Genomic DNA, 16,942 nt, shown 5'->3' with positions numbered 1-16,942 from the left:
AGGATACTCTATATCCAGCGTCTTTCAAACTTCCGTTTGAAATCTACCGGTTATGGTTTACGCCCGGTCGCTACAATGTACACTTCACGCGAACGGGCGCGAGAAGAGTCCGGCTTACGAACTTTGACCTTCGTAAACAGGGAGCGAATCTCTCTTAGATACTCATCGAAACCTTCGCCCTGGAACACCTTCACTACAAAACTACCACCTGGCGCTAATACATCACGAGCCATTCCAAGCGCCAGCTCTACCAGATACATGGCCCGGGGAATATCCACCGCCGGTGTTCCACACATATTTGGCGCCATATCAGACATGACAACTTGTACTTTACTGTCACCTACGCGCTCAAGTAACGCTTTCAGGACTAATTCATCACGAAAGTCGCCCTGAAGGAAGTCCACACCAACGATTGGATCCATAGGTAAAAGATCACAAGCGATAATGCGGCCGCTGTTCCCGATCTGCGTAACCGCATATTGCGACCAGCCACCGGGTGCAGCGCCGAGGTCAACAATCGTCATCCCCGGCTTAAAAATCTTGTCACTCTGCTGTATTTCATCAAGTTTAAACCAGGCACGGGAACGTAACCCCTTTTTCTGTGCCTGTTGAACATATTTATCGCTAAAGTGTTCCTGAAGCCAGCGGCTTGAGCTGGCAGAACGCTTTTTACCTGTCATTTCACTTTCCCATCGGGCAGTTCATCGTAACCAATGGTGTAAATTTCTACACAGCTATTTGGCGATATAAGGGAGATGGCGGTAGAATGACCCGTTTTCAATCCCAACGTAAGCAAAAATATACGATGAATCTGAGTACTAAACAAAAACAGCACCTGAAAGGTCTGGCACATCCGCTCAAGCCTGTAGTTATGCTTGGCAATAATGGTTTGACCGAAGGGGTACTGGCCGAGATTGAACAAGCGTTAGAGCACCATGAACTTATCAAGGTGAAAATCGCCTCGGAAGATCGCGATACTAAAACCTTGATCGTGGAAGCTATCGTACGCGAAACCGGCGCCTGTAATGTACAGGTCATCGGCAAAACGCTGGTACTGTATCGCCCGACTAAAGAACGTAAAATCTCGCTGCCACGCTAAGAATATCCCAAAATTGAACACGAAGTTTGTGTAAAACGCGGGAGTTTCTGCTAGCAGGAGAGCAAAATGCCACGCTCTCTTCGTTGATAAAAGGCCGCTATGCGGCCTTTTTCCTTTCTTTACAATACATCAACATCTTGAGTATTGGGTAATTCTTACAGGTATTCTACCTTAATCACTTCATATTCCACTTCACCGCCCGGCGTTTTGATAACCACCACATCATCCTGCTCTTTACCGACCAGGCCACGCGCGATAGGGGAATTCACAGAAATCAGGTTCTGTTTAAAATCAGCTTCATCATCGCCCACGATGCGCCAGGTCTGCTCTTCGTCGTTATCGAGATTCAGCACGGTAACCGTTGCACCGAAAACGACGCGGCCATTGTTTGGCATTTTAGTGACATCGATAACCTGCGCGTTGGACAGCTTAGCTTCGATATCTTTAATGCGCCCTTCACAGAATCCCTGCTGTTCACGGGCCGCGTGATACTCCGCGTTCTCTTTAAGATCACCGTGCTCACGAGCATCGGCGATAGCGGCGATAATTTCAGGGCGGCGCACAGATTTCAGAAAATCCAGCTCTTCGCGCAGTTTTTCAGCACCACGTAAGGTCATAGGGATAGCTTGCATTTGTTATACCTCTTGAACATTCCTGTAGGGGGCGCTTGTCTTCACCCCGGCTGCTAAGCCCACCCTGGCATACGCCATGCCAGAGTCAGAAGCAAAAAAATACCGACCCGGGGCACAAAGCTCCAGGTCAGCTACGATTTTCTATTTGATGATCATTTTACCCTGGAGTTCCCTATGGGTCATCGTTTACTTTTTGGGGCGTTGCGCCGTAGTATGACGGCCTGTTTCCAGGTTGTTAGCGCGAGATTATGCGATTTTCCAGATTTACCATTGGATTGACTGCCACTATAGCGGCGTTCAGCGTTCAGGCTGCGAATGTTGACGAGTACATCAACCAGCTTCCTGCTGGGGCCAACCTCGCCCTTATGGTACAGAAGGTCGGGGCCCCTGCACCCGCGATTGATTACCATAGCCAGCAGATGGCGCTACCCGCCAGTACCCAAAAAGTTATCACCGCCCTCGCGGCATTGATTCAGCTTGGGCCTGACTTTCGTTTTACCACGACGCTTGAGACAAAAGGCAATGTGGAAGGCGGGATATTGAAGGGTGACTTAGTAGCGCGATTTGGTGCCGATCCGACGCTAAAACGCCAGGATATTCGCAATATGGTGGCGACCCTGAAAAAAGCAGGCGTAACGCAAATTGACGGAAATGTCCTTATTGATACGTCCATTTTTGCCAGCCATGATAAAGCGCCAGGCTGGCCCTGGAACGACATGACGCAGTGTTTCAGCGCCCCGCCTGCAGCAGCAATTGTCGATCGTAACTGTTTCTCTGTTTCGCTTTACAGCGCACAAAAACCAAACGACCTCGCCTTTATTCGCGTAGCATCTTACTACCCGGTCACCATGTTCAGTCAGGTACGCACGCTGGCACGTGGTTCTGCGGAAGCCCAATATTGTGAACTGGATGTGGTTCCTGGCGATCTGAACCGCTTCACGCTGACTGGTTGTCTGCCTCAGCGCGCCGAACCTCTGCCTCTCGCGTTTGCCATTCAGGATGGTGCCAGCTATGCCGGAGCCATTATCAAAGATGAGCTGAAACAAGCAGGTATAACCTACAGCGGCACACTGCTGCGCCAGACGCTGGTCAACGAGCCTGGCACTGTTGTTGCCAGCAAACAGTCAGCACCTTTGCACGATCTGCTTAAGATTATGCTGAAAAAATCGGACAACATGATTGCCGACACCGTTTTTCGTATGATTGGCCACGCACGATTTAATGTGCCGGGAACCTGGCGTGCAGGCTCCGATGCCGTACGCCAGATCCTGCGCCAGCAAGCAGGTGTTGATATTGGCAACACCATCATTGCTGATGGTTCAGGACTGTCGCGTCATAACCTGATTGCGCCCGCCACCATGATGCAGGTGCTGCAATATATTGCGCAGCATGATAATGAGCTGAACTTTATCACGATGCTGCCGCTGGCAGGCCATGATGGCTCTCTGCAATACCGTGCTGGTCTGCATCAGGCAGGCGTCGATGGCAAAGTCTCTGCGAAGACAGGCTCTTTACAAGGGGTTTATAACCTCGCCGGGTTCATTACCACGGCAAGTGGGCAACGGATGGCGTTTGTGCAATACCTGTCTGGCTATGCGGTTGAGCCGGCTGACCAGCGCAACCGCCGTATTCCTTTGGTACGCTTCGAGAGTCGGCTGTATAAAGACATTTATCAGAACAACTAAGAACATTTCTTGCCGGATAGCGGCTCACGCCCTATCCAGCCTACGGAAAAAAAACGGGCCGCATAAGCGGCCCGTTAGCTATTCATCGGATGACAAAATTAACGCTTGTAGATGAACTCAACGCCTTCTTCGTCGTCTTCGTCCCAGTCGTCATCCCAGTCATCTTCCGCTTCGTCTTCGACTTCAGCGAGCTGCTGACGGTGATAATCGTCCCACATGAACTCCACTTTCTCCGGCTGTTTCGCTTCTTCAGCCTGAACAATCGGGTTCTCAATGATGAAGGTCATCACATCCCAGCAAAGATCTTTCACGCCCAACTGACTGGCGGCAGAGATCAGATAATATTTACCTTCCCAACCCAGCGCTTGCGCGATCGCTTTCGCTTTTTCTTCCGCTTCAGTCTTGTCCATCAAATCAATTTTGTTAAACACTAACCAACGCGGCTTAGAAGCCAGATCCTGACTGTATTTTTCCAGTTCACCGATAATGATACGGGCGTTTTCTACCGGATCTGAACCGTCAATTGGATCGATATCGATGAGGTGCAGCAGCACGCGACAACGTTCCAGATGTTTCAGGAAGCGGATCCCCAAACCTGCGCCTTCAGCAGCCCCTTCAATCAAACCCGGAATGTCGGCAACCACAAAGCTCTTTTCGTTGTCCATACGCACAACACCCAGGCTAGGAACCAGGGTGGTGAACGGATAATCCGCGACTTTCGGCTTCGCTGCAGATACCGCACGAATAAACGTCGATTTACCGGCGTTTGGCATGCCCAGCATACCCACATCCGCTAACAGCATCAGCTCCAGCATTAGATCGCGCTTATCTCCCGGTGTACCCATCGTTTTCTGACGTGGAGTACGGTTAACCGAGGATTTAAAACGGGTGTTACCCAGGCCGTGCCAGCCGCCTTTCGCGACCATCAGACGTTGCCCGTGTTTGGTCATGTCACCCATGGTTTCGCCCGTACCCTGATCGATAACGCGCGTACCTACAGGGACTTTGATGGTGACGTCTTTACCACGCTTACCGGTGCAATCACGGCTCGCGCCATTCTGACCACGTTCCGCACGGAACGATTTTTCAAAGCGATAATCGATCAGCGTGTTCAGGTTTTCGTCGGCTTCCAGCCATACGTCACCACCATCACCGCCATCGCCGCCATCCGGGCCGCCTTTCGGGATATACTTTTCGCGGCGGAAGCTGACGCAACCATTACCGCCATCACCTGCAACGACCAGGATCGATGCTTCATCAACAAACTTCATTTTACTCTCCGTAAATCATTCGCCTGAGCGGGGTTGCGAAACCACCGTTTCATGCTTACGTAAACCGCCCCAAATACGATGACCAATGGCGGAATACATCGCGCCCGCAACCACGATAAACGCACCGAGATAACCTAAAAGGTTTAGCATCGGTCTGGCGAAGAAATCGGGCCAGGCCAGTGATAATAAATCTGAAAATAACAGCGTAAACAGCGGCGTGAGCGTAATAATGGCGCTCACCTGCGCCGCCTGCCAGCGTGCCATCGCTTCCGCGAGGGCGCCGTATCCTACCAGCGTATTCAGGCCGCAGAACACCAGACAGGCAAGCTGCCAGTCGCTAAGCTGCGCTATTACACCGGGTTTAGCCAAGGGCAATAGCGCTATCGTACATAAAGTGTACAGTAAAAACAGGATCTGCGGTGAAGCCAGGCGACGCAATAACACCTTTTGCGCAACCCCATAGCTCACCCAAACCATCGCCGCGCCGACACCAAAAATCACACCCCAGGTGTAATCGGTCAGCTTGGTGAAAATTTCGATCAGACTGGTATTAAAAAACAACACCAGCCCGCTCAGAAGCATAATGGCGCCAATGACCTGCGTACCACGCATCTTTTCTTTCAGAATAAAGACGCTGGCGATCATCATGCCAACCGGTGACAGTTGACCGATAACCTGCGAAGCCGTTGGGCTCAAATATTGCAAAGAAGAACTAAACAGAATGAAGTTACCGAACAGTCCACCCGTGGCGATAGCCAGTAGTACCAGCCAACGCGCTTTACGAAAAATACGCAAAGGTGGAAGCTTTTTTTTAACCGCAAGAATAGCTCCAAGGCCAATGCTTGCCATTAAAAAACGGTAGAACACCACGGTAGGAGGCTCCATCACCTCCAGCACTTGCTTCATCGCTATTGGTAAAGCACCCCAACAGACTGCGGTCGTGAGTGCCAAAAGAATACCAATACCTGCCTGCTGCTTCATGCCGTATTCCCTGCAAGGGCTCGTTCCGGATTGCGACGGTACAACGAGCATATTTACCGGTCGTCGAATGTAAAAAGCCCCGCAACGTGTTGCGGGGCTTTTATCCGTTACCGGGACGCGAAAAACTTATTCAGCAACAATGCTGATGAATTTACGGTTTTTCGGGCCTTTCACTTCAAATTTCACTTTACCGTCTGCTTTAGCAAACAGAGTGTGGTCTTTGCCGCAACCAACGTTAGAGCCAGCGTGGAATTTAGTACCACGTTGACGAACGATGATGCTACCAGCCAAAACTGTTTCGCCGCCGAAGCGTTTTACGCCCAGACGTTTAGCTTCTGAATCGCGACCGTTACGAGTCGAGCCGCCAGCCTTTTTATGTGCCATTTAACCTGCTCCCCTTAACTTAAGCGCTGATGCCAGTGATTTTCACATCAGTGAACCACTGACGATGGCCCTGCTGCTTACGATAGTGTTTACGACGACGAAACTTAACAATCTTAACTTTCTCGCCACGACCGTGAGCAACAACTTCAGCTTTGATAACGCCGCCATCAACGAAAGGAACGCCGATTTTGACTTCTTCACCGTTTGCGATCATCAGAACTTCTGCGAATTCAACAGATTCGCCAGTTGCGATGTCCAGCTTTTCCAGGCGAACGGTCTGACCTTCGCTTACTCGGTGTTGTTTACCACCACTTTGGAAAACCGCGTACATAAAAAACTCCGCTTCCACGCACACCTTTTTGATGATTCAGAGTGCGCTATAAATATTCACAATAGGGCGCGAATATTACGCAAAACGCGAGCCTTTGACAAGTGCTACCGTCAATACATGAAGAAAAAAAACACAACACGTACGGCAACGTTTATCTGTGGCGTTTTTTCAGTACAATCAGCATATATTTCTAACCCTAAACCCGACGTTACCTTGTCATACTGTGAGGTAATCGGGGCGAGAAGCCCGGCTTTTGCGATGAATTTAGAAAAAATCAATGAGTTAACCGCGCAAGATATGGCGGGTGTCAATGCAACAATCCTTGAACAGCTCAATTCCGACGTTCAGTTGATCAATCAGTTGGGGTACTACATCGTTAGCGGTGGCGGAAAACGTATTCGCCCGATGATCGCCGTACTCGCTGCTCGCGCCGTTGGCTATCAGGATAATGCACACGTTACGATCGCGGCCCTAATCGAGTTTATCCACACCGCGACTCTGCTTCATGACGATGTTGTGGATGAATCCGATATGCGCCGAGGCAAAGCAACGGCGAATGCCGCATTTGGTAATGCGGCCAGCGTGCTGGTCGGCGATTTTATCTATACTCGCGCCTTTCAAATGATGACCAGCCTCGGTTCACTGAAGGTGTTGGAGGTTATGTCGAAAGCGGTAAACGTCATTGCCGAAGGTGAAGTTCTGCAGTTGATGAACGTAAACGACCCGGACATTACCGAAGAAAACTATATGCGCGTTATCTACAGCAAGACTGCGCGTCTGTTTGAAGCAGCGGCCCAATGTTCTGGCATTCTGGCTGGTTGTAGCGCTGAGCAGGAAAAAGGGTTGCAGGATTATGGCCGCTATCTCGGCACCGCTTTCCAGCTAATTGACGATTTACTGGATTACAGCGCAGATGGCGAACAGTTGGGTAAAAACGTCGGCGATGACCTCAATGAGGGTAAACCTACACTTCCGCTGCTACATGCCATGCGTCATGGTACTCCAGAACAGGCGCTGATGATTCGCCAGGCTATTGAGCAAGGGAATGGTCGTCACCTTCTGGAGCCAGTTCTTGAAGCTATGAATGCCTGCGGTTCACTGGAGTGGACTCGCCAGCGTGCAGAAGAAGAAGCCGATAAGGCCATTGCCGCACTTCAGGTTCTTCCTGATACGCCGTGGAGAGAAGCCCTGATCGGCCTGGCACATATCGCGGTTCAGCGCGACCGTTAATCCCCCCTGAATCATACATTATCCCGTGCCACGCACGGGATAATCCTATAAGTTCCAATAAACACCTTTTGCACTATCCCTCTGACAGAACCAACGCTAGCAACTCCTGGCATATTCTGAATATTCTCAAACATTACACGAACATTTTAGAGCGTTCATTCTCTGAGCGTATAGTGTTTAGACAGGATTATTGTGACAGCGTAAGTGGTTAACCAAAGGAGTGATGGATTTATGGAAAGCAAACTCATTGACTGGCATCCGGCAGACATCATCGCAGGGCTACGCAAAAAAGGAACGTCAATGGCAGCAGAGTCGCGAAAAAACGGATTAAGCTCATCGACACTGGCGAATGCGTTAACACGACCATGGCCAAAAGGAGAAGTGATTATTGCGAACGCACTAGGAACGGATCCCTGGGTTATTTGGCCATCGCGTTATCACGATGCAAAGACACATGAATTCATCGACAGAACGCGCATGATGAGAACCCGCAAAGAGAAAAAGAGTCTCGAGTGAGTCGGGCAGTCCCCTCCATATCAAAGATATGGGGGGACAAGAAGCGTTAACGATTACTCGCCTTTCACACGCTCAATGTTTGCGCCCAGCGCACGCAGTTTATCTTCGATGCGCTCATAGCCGCGATCGATGTGATAAATACGATCGACAACCGTCGTACCTTCTGCAATACATCCAGCCAGTACCAGACTTGCTGACGCACGTAAATCTGTTGCCATAACTTGCGCACCAGAGAGTGTTTCAACGCCGTGGCAAATAACGGTATTGCTTTCGATTTCCGCGTGAGCGCCCATACGGCTCAGCTCCGGCACGTGCATAAAGCGGTTTTCAAACACCGTTTCCGTGATGAAGCCAGTCCCTTCCGCAACCAGGTTCAACAGCGTGAACTGAGCCTGCATATCGGTAGGGAACGCCGGATGCGGCGCAGTACGCACGTTAACCGCTTTCGGACGCTTACCGTGCATGTCGAGACTAATCCAGTCTGCACCAACTTCAATATCGGCGCCCGCATCACGCAGCTTAGCCAGAACAGCATCTAGCGTGTCCGGCTGAGCGTTACGGCAGATAATTTTGCCACGAGAAATCGCCGCTGCAACCAGGAAGGTCCCGGTTTCAATACGGTCAGGTAGAACGCGATACACGCCGCCACCAAGGCGTTCAACACCCTCAATGGTAATACGATCGGTACCCTGACCACTTACCTTCGCGCCCAGTGCAATCAGGAAATTAGCGGTATCCACAATTTCCGGTTCGCGTGCGGCGTTTTCGATGATGGTGGTACCTTCTGCAAGCGTTGCCGCACACATGATGGTTACCGTCGCACCGACGCTAACTTTGTCCATCACGATGTGCGCGCCTTTCAGACGACCATCAACGGACGCTTTCACATAACCCTCTTCCAGCTTGATGGTTGCACCCAATTGCTCAAGGCCAGTAATGTGCAGATCAACCGGACGCGCACCAATAGTACAGCCACCCGGCAGTGAAACCTGGCCCTGACCAAAGCGGGCTACCAGCGGCCCCAACGCCCAGATGGACGCACGCATAGTTTTAACCAGGTCATATGGCGCGCAGAAGACGTTTACGTCACGAGCATCAATGTGCACGGAACCATTGCGTTCAACTTTCGCACCCAACTGGCTCAGCAACTTCATTGAGGTGTCAACGTCTTTCAGTTTTGGGACGTTTTGGATCTCTACAGGTTCTTCTGCCAGCAACGCCGCAAACAGGATCGGCAGTGCAGCGTTTTTAGCGCCTGAAATGGTGACTTCGCCCTGGAGCTTAGTTGGCCCCTGAACACGGAATTTATCCATTATTCTGTTCTCTGTTAAGAATTCATATTCGCTACCGGTGCAGCACCCGTAGCTCAAAAACCGTTAAGTTTGCGATCGCGCGCCCATTCCGCTGGGGTAAATGCTTTGATCGACACAGCATGAATGCGGTTATCCGCAATGTATTCCATCAGCGGGCCATAGACTGATTGCTGCTTCTTGACCCGGCTCATGCCTTCAAACATCTCACCCACGGCAATAACCTGAAAGTGACTGCCATCGCCAGAAACGTGGACTTCCTGGAGGGAGAGTGCATTCATCAGCACGCTCTGAATTTCATTATTTTCCATGGGATCTTCATTCGTCAGATAGTGAAAACAGCCCAACATCTTAGAGCAAAGTTGCGCTGTCATAAATAAGCAAAAGGCCTGGCTGGTGGATCATGACCGCAAAATTACCGCATGGCGACGCTAACGGGTCTTATCAGGCCTACAGGATCAACGTGAATATGTAGGCCGGATAGGCGCTTACGCCACCATCCGGCATTGATTACAGGCGGGGAAGGACATCGTCGGGCAGATTGTAAAGCTGCGCCAGTGTGTAAACCTTTTCGTTAACACCGCTGAGCGAAACGCTATTTCCCTGCTGCTTGCCCTGGTCAATCAGGTGTAGCAATAATGCCAGTCCACCGGTATCAACCCGGGAAACCTGGCTCAGGTCAATGCAGGTTACCCCTTTCATCGCTTCAACGCGCGCATCCCAGAGCGGATTTAGCACGTCCTGATCCAGTTCTCCCACGAGTACCAGCTTGTCACCTTCACGCGCCCAGGTGAGTGACTGCGTCATTATTTTTTCTCTTCCAGAGTGATTTTCTGCTGAGAAATAGATTTCAGCTGCGCCGTCAGGCCATCGATACCTTTGGTACGCAACAGGTCACTCCACTCATTCTGTTTCGTGGTGATCATGCTGACGCCTTCGGCGATCATGTCATATGCCTGCCAGTTACCGGTCTGGGAATTTTTACGCCACTGGAAATCCAGGCGCACAGGAGGGCGGCCATTTGGATCGTTGATGGTCACGCGGATCGGCACGATGGTCGCATCGCCCAGTGGTTGTTCCGGGGCGATCTGATAGGTCTGGCCGTGATACATTGCCAGCGCCTGGCCATAGGCTTGCTTCAGGTACTCACGAAATGCAGTGAAATACGCGTCACGCTGCGCTGGCGTAGCATCTTTGTAATAACGGCCCAGTACCAGTGCTCCGGCATATTTTACCTGAACGTACGGCAGCAGTTCCTGATCGACGATAACGCGCAAGTATTCCGGATTAGAACGAATTTTTGGTTGCTCGTTTTTCAGACGGTCAAAAGTTTTCTGCGCCGCCTCATTCATCTGTTTGTAAGGATTAGTCTGATCCGCTGCATTTGCGGCGCTAAGTGGGGCAATAACCAGCATAGCCACCATCATCAATCGTTTAAACATACGTCGATTCTCCTGAGATTACTTCGTTGCGCCCGCAGGCGTAGTGGCTTCATTATTGCCTTCTGCCGCAGATGACGCATCGCCAGAATTCTTATTGTCATCACCTTTACTGTTGCTGTTGTAAAGGAACTGACCAATCATATCTTCCAGCACCATCGCGGATTTGGTGTCCTGAATCGTACCGCCATCTTTCAGGATAGACGTTCCCAGCTCAGGATCTTCAAAACCAACGTTCAGGGCCAGATACTGCTCGCCTAACAGGCCGGAGGTACGGATACTCAGTGAACTGGTATCGGGAATATGGTTAAAGCGCTCTTCAATTTCCAGCGTTACACGTGGCAGGTACGTTTTCGGATCTAACGAAATGTCTGCAACGCGCCCAACCACTACCCCGCCAATCCGTACCGGAGAACGCTCTCTCAAGCCGCCGATATTATCAAAGGTCGCATAAATCGTGTAAGTCGGCTCGGTACGCATGGAGGTGACATTGGCTGCTTTCAGACAAACAAACAACGCCGCCAGCAGCGCAACCAGCAGGAATAACCCGACCCAAATCTCATTTTTTTTCGTTTGCATGAACTCAATTCCCAAACATCAATGCGGTCAGCACAAAATCCAGCCCCAAAACGGCAAGAGATGCGTGCACAACGGTGCGTGTCGTTGCCCGGCTAATGCCGGCAGAGGTCGGAATAGCATCATAACCATTGAACAATGCAATCCATGTGACCGTAATGGCGAACACCACGCTCTTAATCAAACAGTTGACCAGATCCAGACGCCAGTCGACGGCATTCTGCATCGCAGACCAGAAAAAGCCTGCGTCAATCCCCTTCCAGCTTACGCCAACCAGTGAGCCGCCCCAGATACCCACTGCGACAAAAATAATCGTCAGCAGCGGCAGCGAAATGACTCCGGCCCAAAAACGCGGAGAGATCACGCGGCGCAGTGGATCGACCGCCATCATTTCCATACTGGAAAGCTGCTCGGTCGCCCGCATCAGGCCGATTTCTGCGGTTAAGGCAGAGCCAGCTCGTCCGGCGAAAAGCAACGCCGCAACGACCGGCCCCAGCTCGCGCAGCAATGAAAGCGCCACGAGCATACCAAGGCTGGTTTCCGCGCTGTAAGTCGTCAGTACCAGATATCCCTGCAACCCCAGCACCATACCGATGAACACGCCAGAAACGATAATGATAAGCATCGATAAGACGCCGACATTATAGAGCTGACGGATCAGCAGCGGCGCATGTTTGCGAAACTCCGGCTTGCCGACTACCGCATTGAACAACATTAATCCGGCGCGCCCGAACGTCCGGAGGGTTTTTATCCCTCGATGCCCGAGTGATGCCAGCGCATTTAACAGCATGGGTGGCTTAACTCCCTGTTTTGAGTAAATCAGTGTGGTAATCGCCCGCCGGGTAGCGGAATGGAACCGGCCCATCGGCAATACCGTCAAGGAACTGGCGCACCCGCGGATCGGCATTTTCTTGTAGTGCCTGAGCACTACCGTAGGCCACTATTTTTTTGTCCGCCATAATATAGGCGTAATCCGCAATACTCAGTACCTCTGGCACATCATGAGACACCACTACACAGGTAACGCCCAGTACGCTGTTCAGCTCTGAAATCAGCTTCACCAACACGCCCATGGTAATGGGATCCTGACCGACAAACGGTTCATCAAACATGATGAGGTCTGGCTCCAGCGCGATAGCGCGTGCTAATGCCGCACGCCGCGCCATCCCACCAGATAATTCAGAAGGCATTAATTTTGCCGCACCGCGCAGGCCGACAGCCTCCAGTTTCATCATCACCGTGCTTCTCAGCAACGGCGCGGGTAACGTTGTATGCTCACGCAGGGGATAGGCGACGTTATCAAACACATTCATGTCGGTAAACAACGCACCTGACTGAAACAGCATGCTCATACGCTTACGCACGGTGTACAAACGCGAACGAGACATAGCAGGGACGTTCTCGCCATCAAAAAGTATCTCGCCGTTATCCGGGGGGATCTGTCCGCCAATCAAACGCAACAGCGTTGTTTTACCGATGCCTGATGGCCCCATGATCGCCGTTACCTTTCCGCGCGGCACCGTCAGGGAAATATTATCAAAAATGCAGCGATCGCCTCGGGAAAAGCTGACATCGCGCATATCGACTAGATTCGCCACAGACTGACCCATTGATTCATCCTTTACTATTGCCTCGTTGTTCGAAGAGTTTGGCGCTCAATTTAGCCCTGAACCCAACATATTTACAGATTATTACCCACCCTGGTTAGCGAAAGCTGGCATTTGTTTTACTTTTTAGCCGCATAAAGTCAAAATTAAGAATTCGTCACGGCTTCCAGAAGATCCTTCAGTGGACCGGCGAGTATACCTGAAGAAAGGACTTTAGATGCTTTTAGCGACGGCGCTGTTAATAATTGGTTTACTTCTGGTGGTCTACGGTGCCGACCGTATGGTGTTTGCCGCATCCATTTTATGCCGAACGTTTGGCATTCCCCCGATCATCATTGGGATGACAGTCGTCAGCATTGGTACATCATTACCTGAGATTATTGTCTCCGTTGCCGCATCGATGAATGGGCAGCTCGACTTAGCCGTCGGTACAGCTATCGGCTCCAACATCACCAACATTCTTCTCATTTTAGGCCTGTCAGCACTGATTCACCCTTTTACCGTGCATTCTGATGTTCTGCGTCGGGAATTACCGCTAATGTTGCTGGTGAGCATACTCGCTGCATCCGTACTGTATGACGGGCAACTAAGTCGCAGCGATGGTTTTTTTCTGCTGCTTCTTGCCGTGCTATGGCTGCTATTCATTGTTAAAATCGCGCGTCTGGCAGAGCGGCAAGGAAATGACAGCCTTACCCGGGAGCAAGTGGCGGAGCTGCCTCGCGAAGGCGGACTGCCCGTCGCATTTTTATGGTTGGGTATTGCGCTGATTATTATGCCGATGGCAACACGTATGGTGGTGGATAACGCCACTGTGCTGGCGAATTACTTTGCCATGAGCGAACTCACTATCGGTTTGACGGTGGTGGCCATTGGCACCAGCCTGCCTGAACTGGCAACGGCAATCGCAGGTCTGCGCAAGGGTGAAAACGATATCGCCGTCGGCAATATCATCGGCGCGAACATTTTTAATATTGTAATCGTCCTCGGACTGCCCGCACTGATCACACCGGGCGAGGTCAATCCGATGGCCTTCAGCCGTGATTATAGCGTCATGTTGCTGGTGAGCGTTATTTTTGCATTACTCTGCTGGCGACGTCCGCGCCAGATAAGTCGAGGCGCTGGTGCGCTATTGACTGGCGGTTTTATCATATGGCTGGCGATGCTGTATTGGTTATCGCCACTTCTCGTTGGATAACTGGAAACGCATTATGTCGCACTTAGAGTTGCAACCGGGTTTTGACTTTCAGCAAGCAGGTAAGGAAGTCCTGGCAATTGAACGTGAAGGCCTGGCGGAGCTTGATCAGTATATCAACCAGAATTTTACCCTCGCATGTGAAAAAATATTCAGTTGCCCGGGCAAAGTTGTGGTCATGGGGATGGGAAAATCCGGGCATATCGGGCGGAAAATGGCCGCCACTTTTGCCAGCACTGGCACCCCGTCATTTTTCGTACATCCTGGCGAAGCCGCGCATGGCGATCTGGGTATGGTATCGCCGCAAGACGTCGTGATCGCCATTTCTAACTCTGGCGAATCAAATGAGATTGCAGCGTTAATCCCGGTTCTAAAACGCCTTCACGTGCCGCTTATCTGCATGACCGGTCGTCCGGAAAGCAGCATGGCACGTGCAGCAGATGTGCATCTATGTGTTAAAGTGCCTAAGGAGGCCTGCCCGTTAGGTCTGGCACCGACCAGTAGTACAACCGCGTCGCTGGTGATGGGTGATGCACTTGCTGTTGCATTATTAAAAGCTCGCGGCTTTACCGCAGAAGATTTTGCGTTATCTCACCCGGGTGGCGCATTGGGTCGTAAGCTTTTATTACGCGTTAACGATATTATGCATACGGGCGACGAGATCCCGCATGTGAACAAGCGCGCCAGCCTGCGTGATGCCCTACTTGAGATCACTCGTAAGAATCTCGGTATGACCGTCATCTGCGATGACAAAATGAAGATTGACGGCATCTTCACGGATGGCGACTTACGCCGTGTTTTTGATATGGGTGTCGATGTACGCCAGTTAGGCATTGCTGATGTCATGACACCTGGAGGCATTCGTGTGCGTCCAGGCATTCTTGCCGTTGATGCCCTGAACTTAATGCAGTCCCGCCATATCACTTCGGTAATGGTTGCTGATGGCGACCAGTTACTCGGTGTGTTACATATGCATGATCTGCTGCGTGCAGGCGTAGTGTAGAAATTCAAGGATAAAAGAAATGAGTAAAGCAGGTGCGTCGCTTGCGACCTGTTATGGACCCGTCAGCACTGAAGTCATCACCAGGGCAGAAAATATTCGTCTGCTCATCCTTGACGTGGATGGCGTTCTGTCTGACGGTCTGATTTATATGGGCAACAATGGCGAAGAGCTGAAAGCATTTAACGTTCGTGATGGCTACGGAATTCGTTGTGCGCTCACTTCAGGTATTGAGGTTGCCATTATTACCGGACGAAAGGCTAAACTTGTAGAAGATCGTTGTGCCACTCTGGGGATCGCTCATCTCTACCAGGGGCAATCTGACAAACTGGTCGCCTTTGACGACCTACTCAAGAAACTGGCGATTGCACCTGAAAATGTAGCGTACGTTGGCGACGATCTGATCGACTGGCCGGTGATGGAAAAAGTGGGATTAAGCGTAGCGGTAGCGGATGCACATCCTTTGCTGATCCCGCGTGCCGACTATGTCACCCACATCGACGGGGGGCGCGGCGCTGTACGTGAAGTCTGCGATTTATTACTCCTGGCGCAGGGCAAACTGGATGAGGCCAAAGGGCAATCGATATGAGCAAAACCAGACGTTGGGTTATCATTCTACTGTCGCTGGCTATCCTTGTGCTGATTGGTATTAACCTGGCAGACAAAGACGACACCACTGAAGTAGTGGTGAATAGCAATGAGCCAACCTATAAGAGCGAACATACCGATACCGTTGTATATAGCCCGGAAGGAGCACTAAGCTATCGCTTGATCGCTCAACACGTTGAATATTATTCAGATCAGGCTGTTTCGTGGTTTACTCAACCAGTATTAACCACATTTGATAAGGATAAAGTACCGACCTGGTCAATCAAGGCCGATAAAGCCAAATTAACCAATGATCGTATGCTCTATCTGTATGGCCACGTTGAAGTCAACGCGCTGGTTCCTGACTCTCAACTACGCAGAATTACTACCGATAACGCGCAGATTAACCTGGTGACGCAAGATGTTACTTCGGATGATCTGGTTACGTTGTACGGAACAACATTTAACTCCAGCGGACTGAAGATGCGCGGCAACTTACGCAGCAAGAACGCCGAGCTGATTGAAAAGGTTAGAACCTCATATGAAATTCAAAACAAACAAACTCAGCCTTAACCTTGTGCTTGCCAGCTCACTTCTGGCCGCCAGCATTCCGGCATTTGCCGTAACCGGCGATACCGAGCAACCGATCCACATTGAATCGGATCAACAATCCCTGGATATGCAGGGCAACGTGGTAACGTTTACCGGTAATGTGGTCGTGACCCAGGGCACCATCAAAATTAATGCCGATAAAGTCGTCGTGACCCGCCCCGGCGGTGAAGACGGTAAAGAAGTGATCGATGGTTATGGTAACCCGGCAACGTTTTACCAGATGCAGGATAACGGTAAACCCGTTAACGGCCACGCGTCACAAATGCACTATGAACTGGCAAAAGATTTCGTCGTGCTGACAGGCAAAGCTTATCTGGAGCAGGTAGACAGCAATATCTCCGGCGACAAAATAACCTATCTGGTTAAAGAGCAGAAAATGCAGGCCTTCAGCGATAAAGGCAAACGCGTCACCACTGTACTGGTGCCGTCACAACTGCAGGATAAAGGCAAAACCAAGGCTCCGGCAGAGAAAAAAGGTAACTGATTCGT

The 16,942-nt window shown here is 50.9% G+C and carries 22 protein-coding genes; 9 read left to right on the top strand and 13 right to left on the bottom strand.

Features of this window, described 5'->3' with window-relative positions:
- Window positions 1–50: 50 nt before the first annotated feature.
- Window positions 51–680, bottom strand: coding sequence for a 23S rRNA (uridine(2552)-2'-O)-methyltransferase RlmE (gene rlmE, locus OGY01_RS14230; RefSeq protein WP_004106110.1), 630 nt, complete (start codon window positions 678–680; stop codon window positions 51–53).
- Window positions 681–805: 125 nt separating this feature from the next.
- Between rlmE and yhbY the strand changes: the two genes are divergently transcribed.
- Window positions 806–1,099: a ribosome assembly RNA-binding protein YhbY gene (gene yhbY, locus OGY01_RS14225; protein ID WP_003025016.1), complete on the top strand. Its 294-nt coding sequence runs from the start codon at window positions 806–808 to the stop codon at window positions 1,097–1,099.
- 155 nt (window positions 1,100–1,254) lie between these two features.
- Here yhbY and greA read toward each other — a convergent pair whose 3' ends face one another.
- Window positions 1,255–1,731: a transcription elongation factor GreA gene (gene greA / locus OGY01_RS14220; RefSeq protein ID WP_045448047.1), complete on the bottom strand. Its 477-nt coding sequence runs from the start codon at window positions 1,729–1,731 to the stop codon at window positions 1,255–1,257.
- Between the two features lie 248 nt (window positions 1,732–1,979).
- Here greA and dacB point away from each other — a divergent pair, with 248 nt between their 5' ends.
- Complete coding sequence (gene dacB, locus OGY01_RS14215) at window positions 1,980–3,416, top strand: serine-type D-Ala-D-Ala carboxypeptidase (protein ID WP_045448049.1); 1,437 nt, start codon at window positions 1,980–1,982, stop codon at window positions 3,414–3,416.
- 98 nt (window positions 3,417–3,514) lie between these two features.
- Here dacB and cgtA read toward each other — a convergent pair whose 3' ends face one another.
- From cgtA to rplU, 4 genes are all read right to left on the bottom strand, one after another.
- Window positions 3,515–4,687, bottom strand: coding sequence for an Obg family GTPase CgtA (gene cgtA / locus OGY01_RS14210; protein ID WP_045448051.1), 1,173 nt, complete (start codon window positions 4,685–4,687; stop codon window positions 3,515–3,517).
- 15 nt (window positions 4,688–4,702) lie between these two features.
- The gene (locus OGY01_RS14205) at window positions 4,703–5,668 is read right to left on the bottom strand and encodes a DMT family transporter (protein ID WP_045448053.1); all 966 of its coding nucleotides are present in this window, start codon (window positions 5,666–5,668) and stop codon (window positions 4,703–4,705) included.
- Between the two features lie 126 nt (window positions 5,669–5,794).
- Entirely contained in the window at window positions 5,795–6,052 is a 258-nt protein-coding gene (gene rpmA, locus OGY01_RS14200; protein ID WP_003025030.1) for a 50S ribosomal protein L27, read from the bottom strand.
- Window positions 6,053–6,071: 19 nt separating this feature from the next.
- Entirely contained in the window at window positions 6,072–6,383 is a 312-nt protein-coding gene (rplU, locus tag OGY01_RS14195; protein WP_003025032.1) for a 50S ribosomal protein L21, read from the bottom strand.
- A gap of 258 nt (window positions 6,384–6,641) precedes the next feature.
- Here rplU and ispB point away from each other — a divergent pair, with 258 nt between their 5' ends.
- Window positions 6,642–7,613, top strand: coding sequence for an octaprenyl diphosphate synthase (gene ispB, locus OGY01_RS14190; protein ID WP_045448055.1), 972 nt, complete (start codon window positions 6,642–6,644; stop codon window positions 7,611–7,613).
- Window positions 7,614–7,844: 231 nt separating this feature from the next.
- Entirely contained in the window at window positions 7,845–8,129 is a 285-nt protein-coding gene (gene sfsB, locus OGY01_RS14185) for a DNA-binding transcriptional regulator SfsB (protein ID WP_045448058.1), read from the top strand.
- A gap of 53 nt (window positions 8,130–8,182) precedes the next feature.
- Here the strand turns inward: sfsB and murA are convergent, their stop codons facing one another.
- The 7 genes from murA to mlaF all read right to left on the bottom strand — a co-directional run bounded on the left by murA (window position 8,183) and on the right by mlaF (window position 13,064).
- Window positions 8,183–9,442 (bottom strand): UDP-N-acetylglucosamine 1-carboxyvinyltransferase, encoded by a 1,260-nt coding sequence (gene murA, locus OGY01_RS14180; RefSeq protein WP_045448061.1) that lies wholly within the window; start codon window positions 9,440–9,442, stop codon window positions 8,183–8,185.
- A gap of 53 nt (window positions 9,443–9,495) precedes the next feature.
- Window positions 9,496–9,750, bottom strand: coding sequence for a BolA family iron metabolism protein IbaG (gene ibaG, locus OGY01_RS14175; protein WP_003025040.1), 255 nt, complete (start codon window positions 9,748–9,750; stop codon window positions 9,496–9,498).
- 199 nt (window positions 9,751–9,949) lie between these two features.
- Window positions 9,950–10,246, bottom strand: coding sequence for a lipid asymmetry maintenance protein MlaB (gene mlaB, locus OGY01_RS14170; RefSeq protein ID WP_045448064.1), 297 nt, complete (start codon window positions 10,244–10,246; stop codon window positions 9,950–9,952).
- The gene (gene mlaC / locus OGY01_RS14165; RefSeq protein WP_045448067.1) at window positions 10,246–10,881 is read right to left on the bottom strand and encodes a phospholipid-binding protein MlaC; all 636 of its coding nucleotides are present in this window, start codon (window positions 10,879–10,881) and stop codon (window positions 10,246–10,248) included. Before mlaC ends, mlaB begins: the two co-directional genes overlap by 1 nt.
- Before the next feature lie 18 nt (window positions 10,882–10,899).
- Entirely contained in the window at window positions 10,900–11,457 is a 558-nt protein-coding gene (gene mlaD / locus OGY01_RS14160; protein WP_045449803.1) for an outer membrane lipid asymmetry maintenance protein MlaD, read from the bottom strand.
- Window positions 11,458–11,461: 4 nt separating this feature from the next.
- Window positions 11,462–12,244: a lipid asymmetry maintenance ABC transporter permease subunit MlaE gene (gene mlaE / locus OGY01_RS14155; protein WP_045448070.1), complete on the bottom strand. Its 783-nt coding sequence runs from the start codon at window positions 12,242–12,244 to the stop codon at window positions 11,462–11,464.
- 7 nt (window positions 12,245–12,251) lie between these two features.
- Window positions 12,252–13,064, bottom strand: a complete 813-nt coding sequence (gene mlaF, locus OGY01_RS14150) for a phospholipid ABC transporter ATP-binding protein MlaF (RefSeq protein ID WP_045448073.1) — start codon at window positions 13,062–13,064, stop codon at window positions 12,252–12,254.
- A 214-nt stretch (window positions 13,065–13,278) separates the two neighbouring features.
- On the opposite strand from mlaF, the gene OGY01_RS14145 reads away from it, so the two are divergent.
- Genes OGY01_RS14145 through lptA form a run of 5 tightly spaced genes read left to right on the top strand, consistent with a single transcriptional unit; the run spans window position 13,279 to window position 16,937 of the window.
- Window positions 13,279–14,256 (top strand): calcium/sodium antiporter, encoded by a 978-nt coding sequence (locus tag OGY01_RS14145; RefSeq protein WP_045448076.1) that lies wholly within the window; start codon window positions 13,279–13,281, stop codon window positions 14,254–14,256.
- A gap of 13 nt (window positions 14,257–14,269) precedes the next feature.
- On the top strand, window positions 14,270–15,256 hold the full coding sequence (gene kdsD / locus OGY01_RS14140) for an arabinose-5-phosphate isomerase KdsD (protein ID WP_286493260.1): 987 nt from the start codon (window positions 14,270–14,272) through the stop codon (window positions 15,254–15,256).
- Window positions 15,257–15,275: 19 nt separating this feature from the next.
- On the top strand, window positions 15,276–15,842 hold the full coding sequence (kdsC, locus tag OGY01_RS14135; RefSeq protein WP_045448081.1) for a 3-deoxy-manno-octulosonate-8-phosphatase KdsC: 567 nt from the start codon (window positions 15,276–15,278) through the stop codon (window positions 15,840–15,842).
- On the top strand, window positions 15,839–16,414 hold the full coding sequence (gene lptC / locus OGY01_RS14130) for an LPS export ABC transporter periplasmic protein LptC (protein WP_045448083.1): 576 nt from the start codon (window positions 15,839–15,841) through the stop codon (window positions 16,412–16,414). Before kdsC ends, lptC begins: the two co-directional genes overlap by 4 nt.
- On the top strand, window positions 16,383–16,937 hold the full coding sequence (gene lptA / locus OGY01_RS14125; protein WP_045448086.1) for a lipopolysaccharide ABC transporter substrate-binding protein LptA: 555 nt from the start codon (window positions 16,383–16,385) through the stop codon (window positions 16,935–16,937). Before lptC ends, lptA begins: the two co-directional genes overlap by 32 nt.
- The last annotated feature ends 5 nt before the right edge of the window (window positions 16,938–16,942 follow it).

The sequence above is a fragment of the Citrobacter sp. Cm038 genome (assembly GCF_030333105.1).
GTDB classification, from domain to species: domain Bacteria; phylum Pseudomonadota; class Gammaproteobacteria; order Enterobacterales; family Enterobacteriaceae; genus Citrobacter; species Citrobacter murliniae.
Note: the sequence above shows the minus strand (reverse complement) of the source record. Positions and strands in the feature narration are given on the sequence as shown.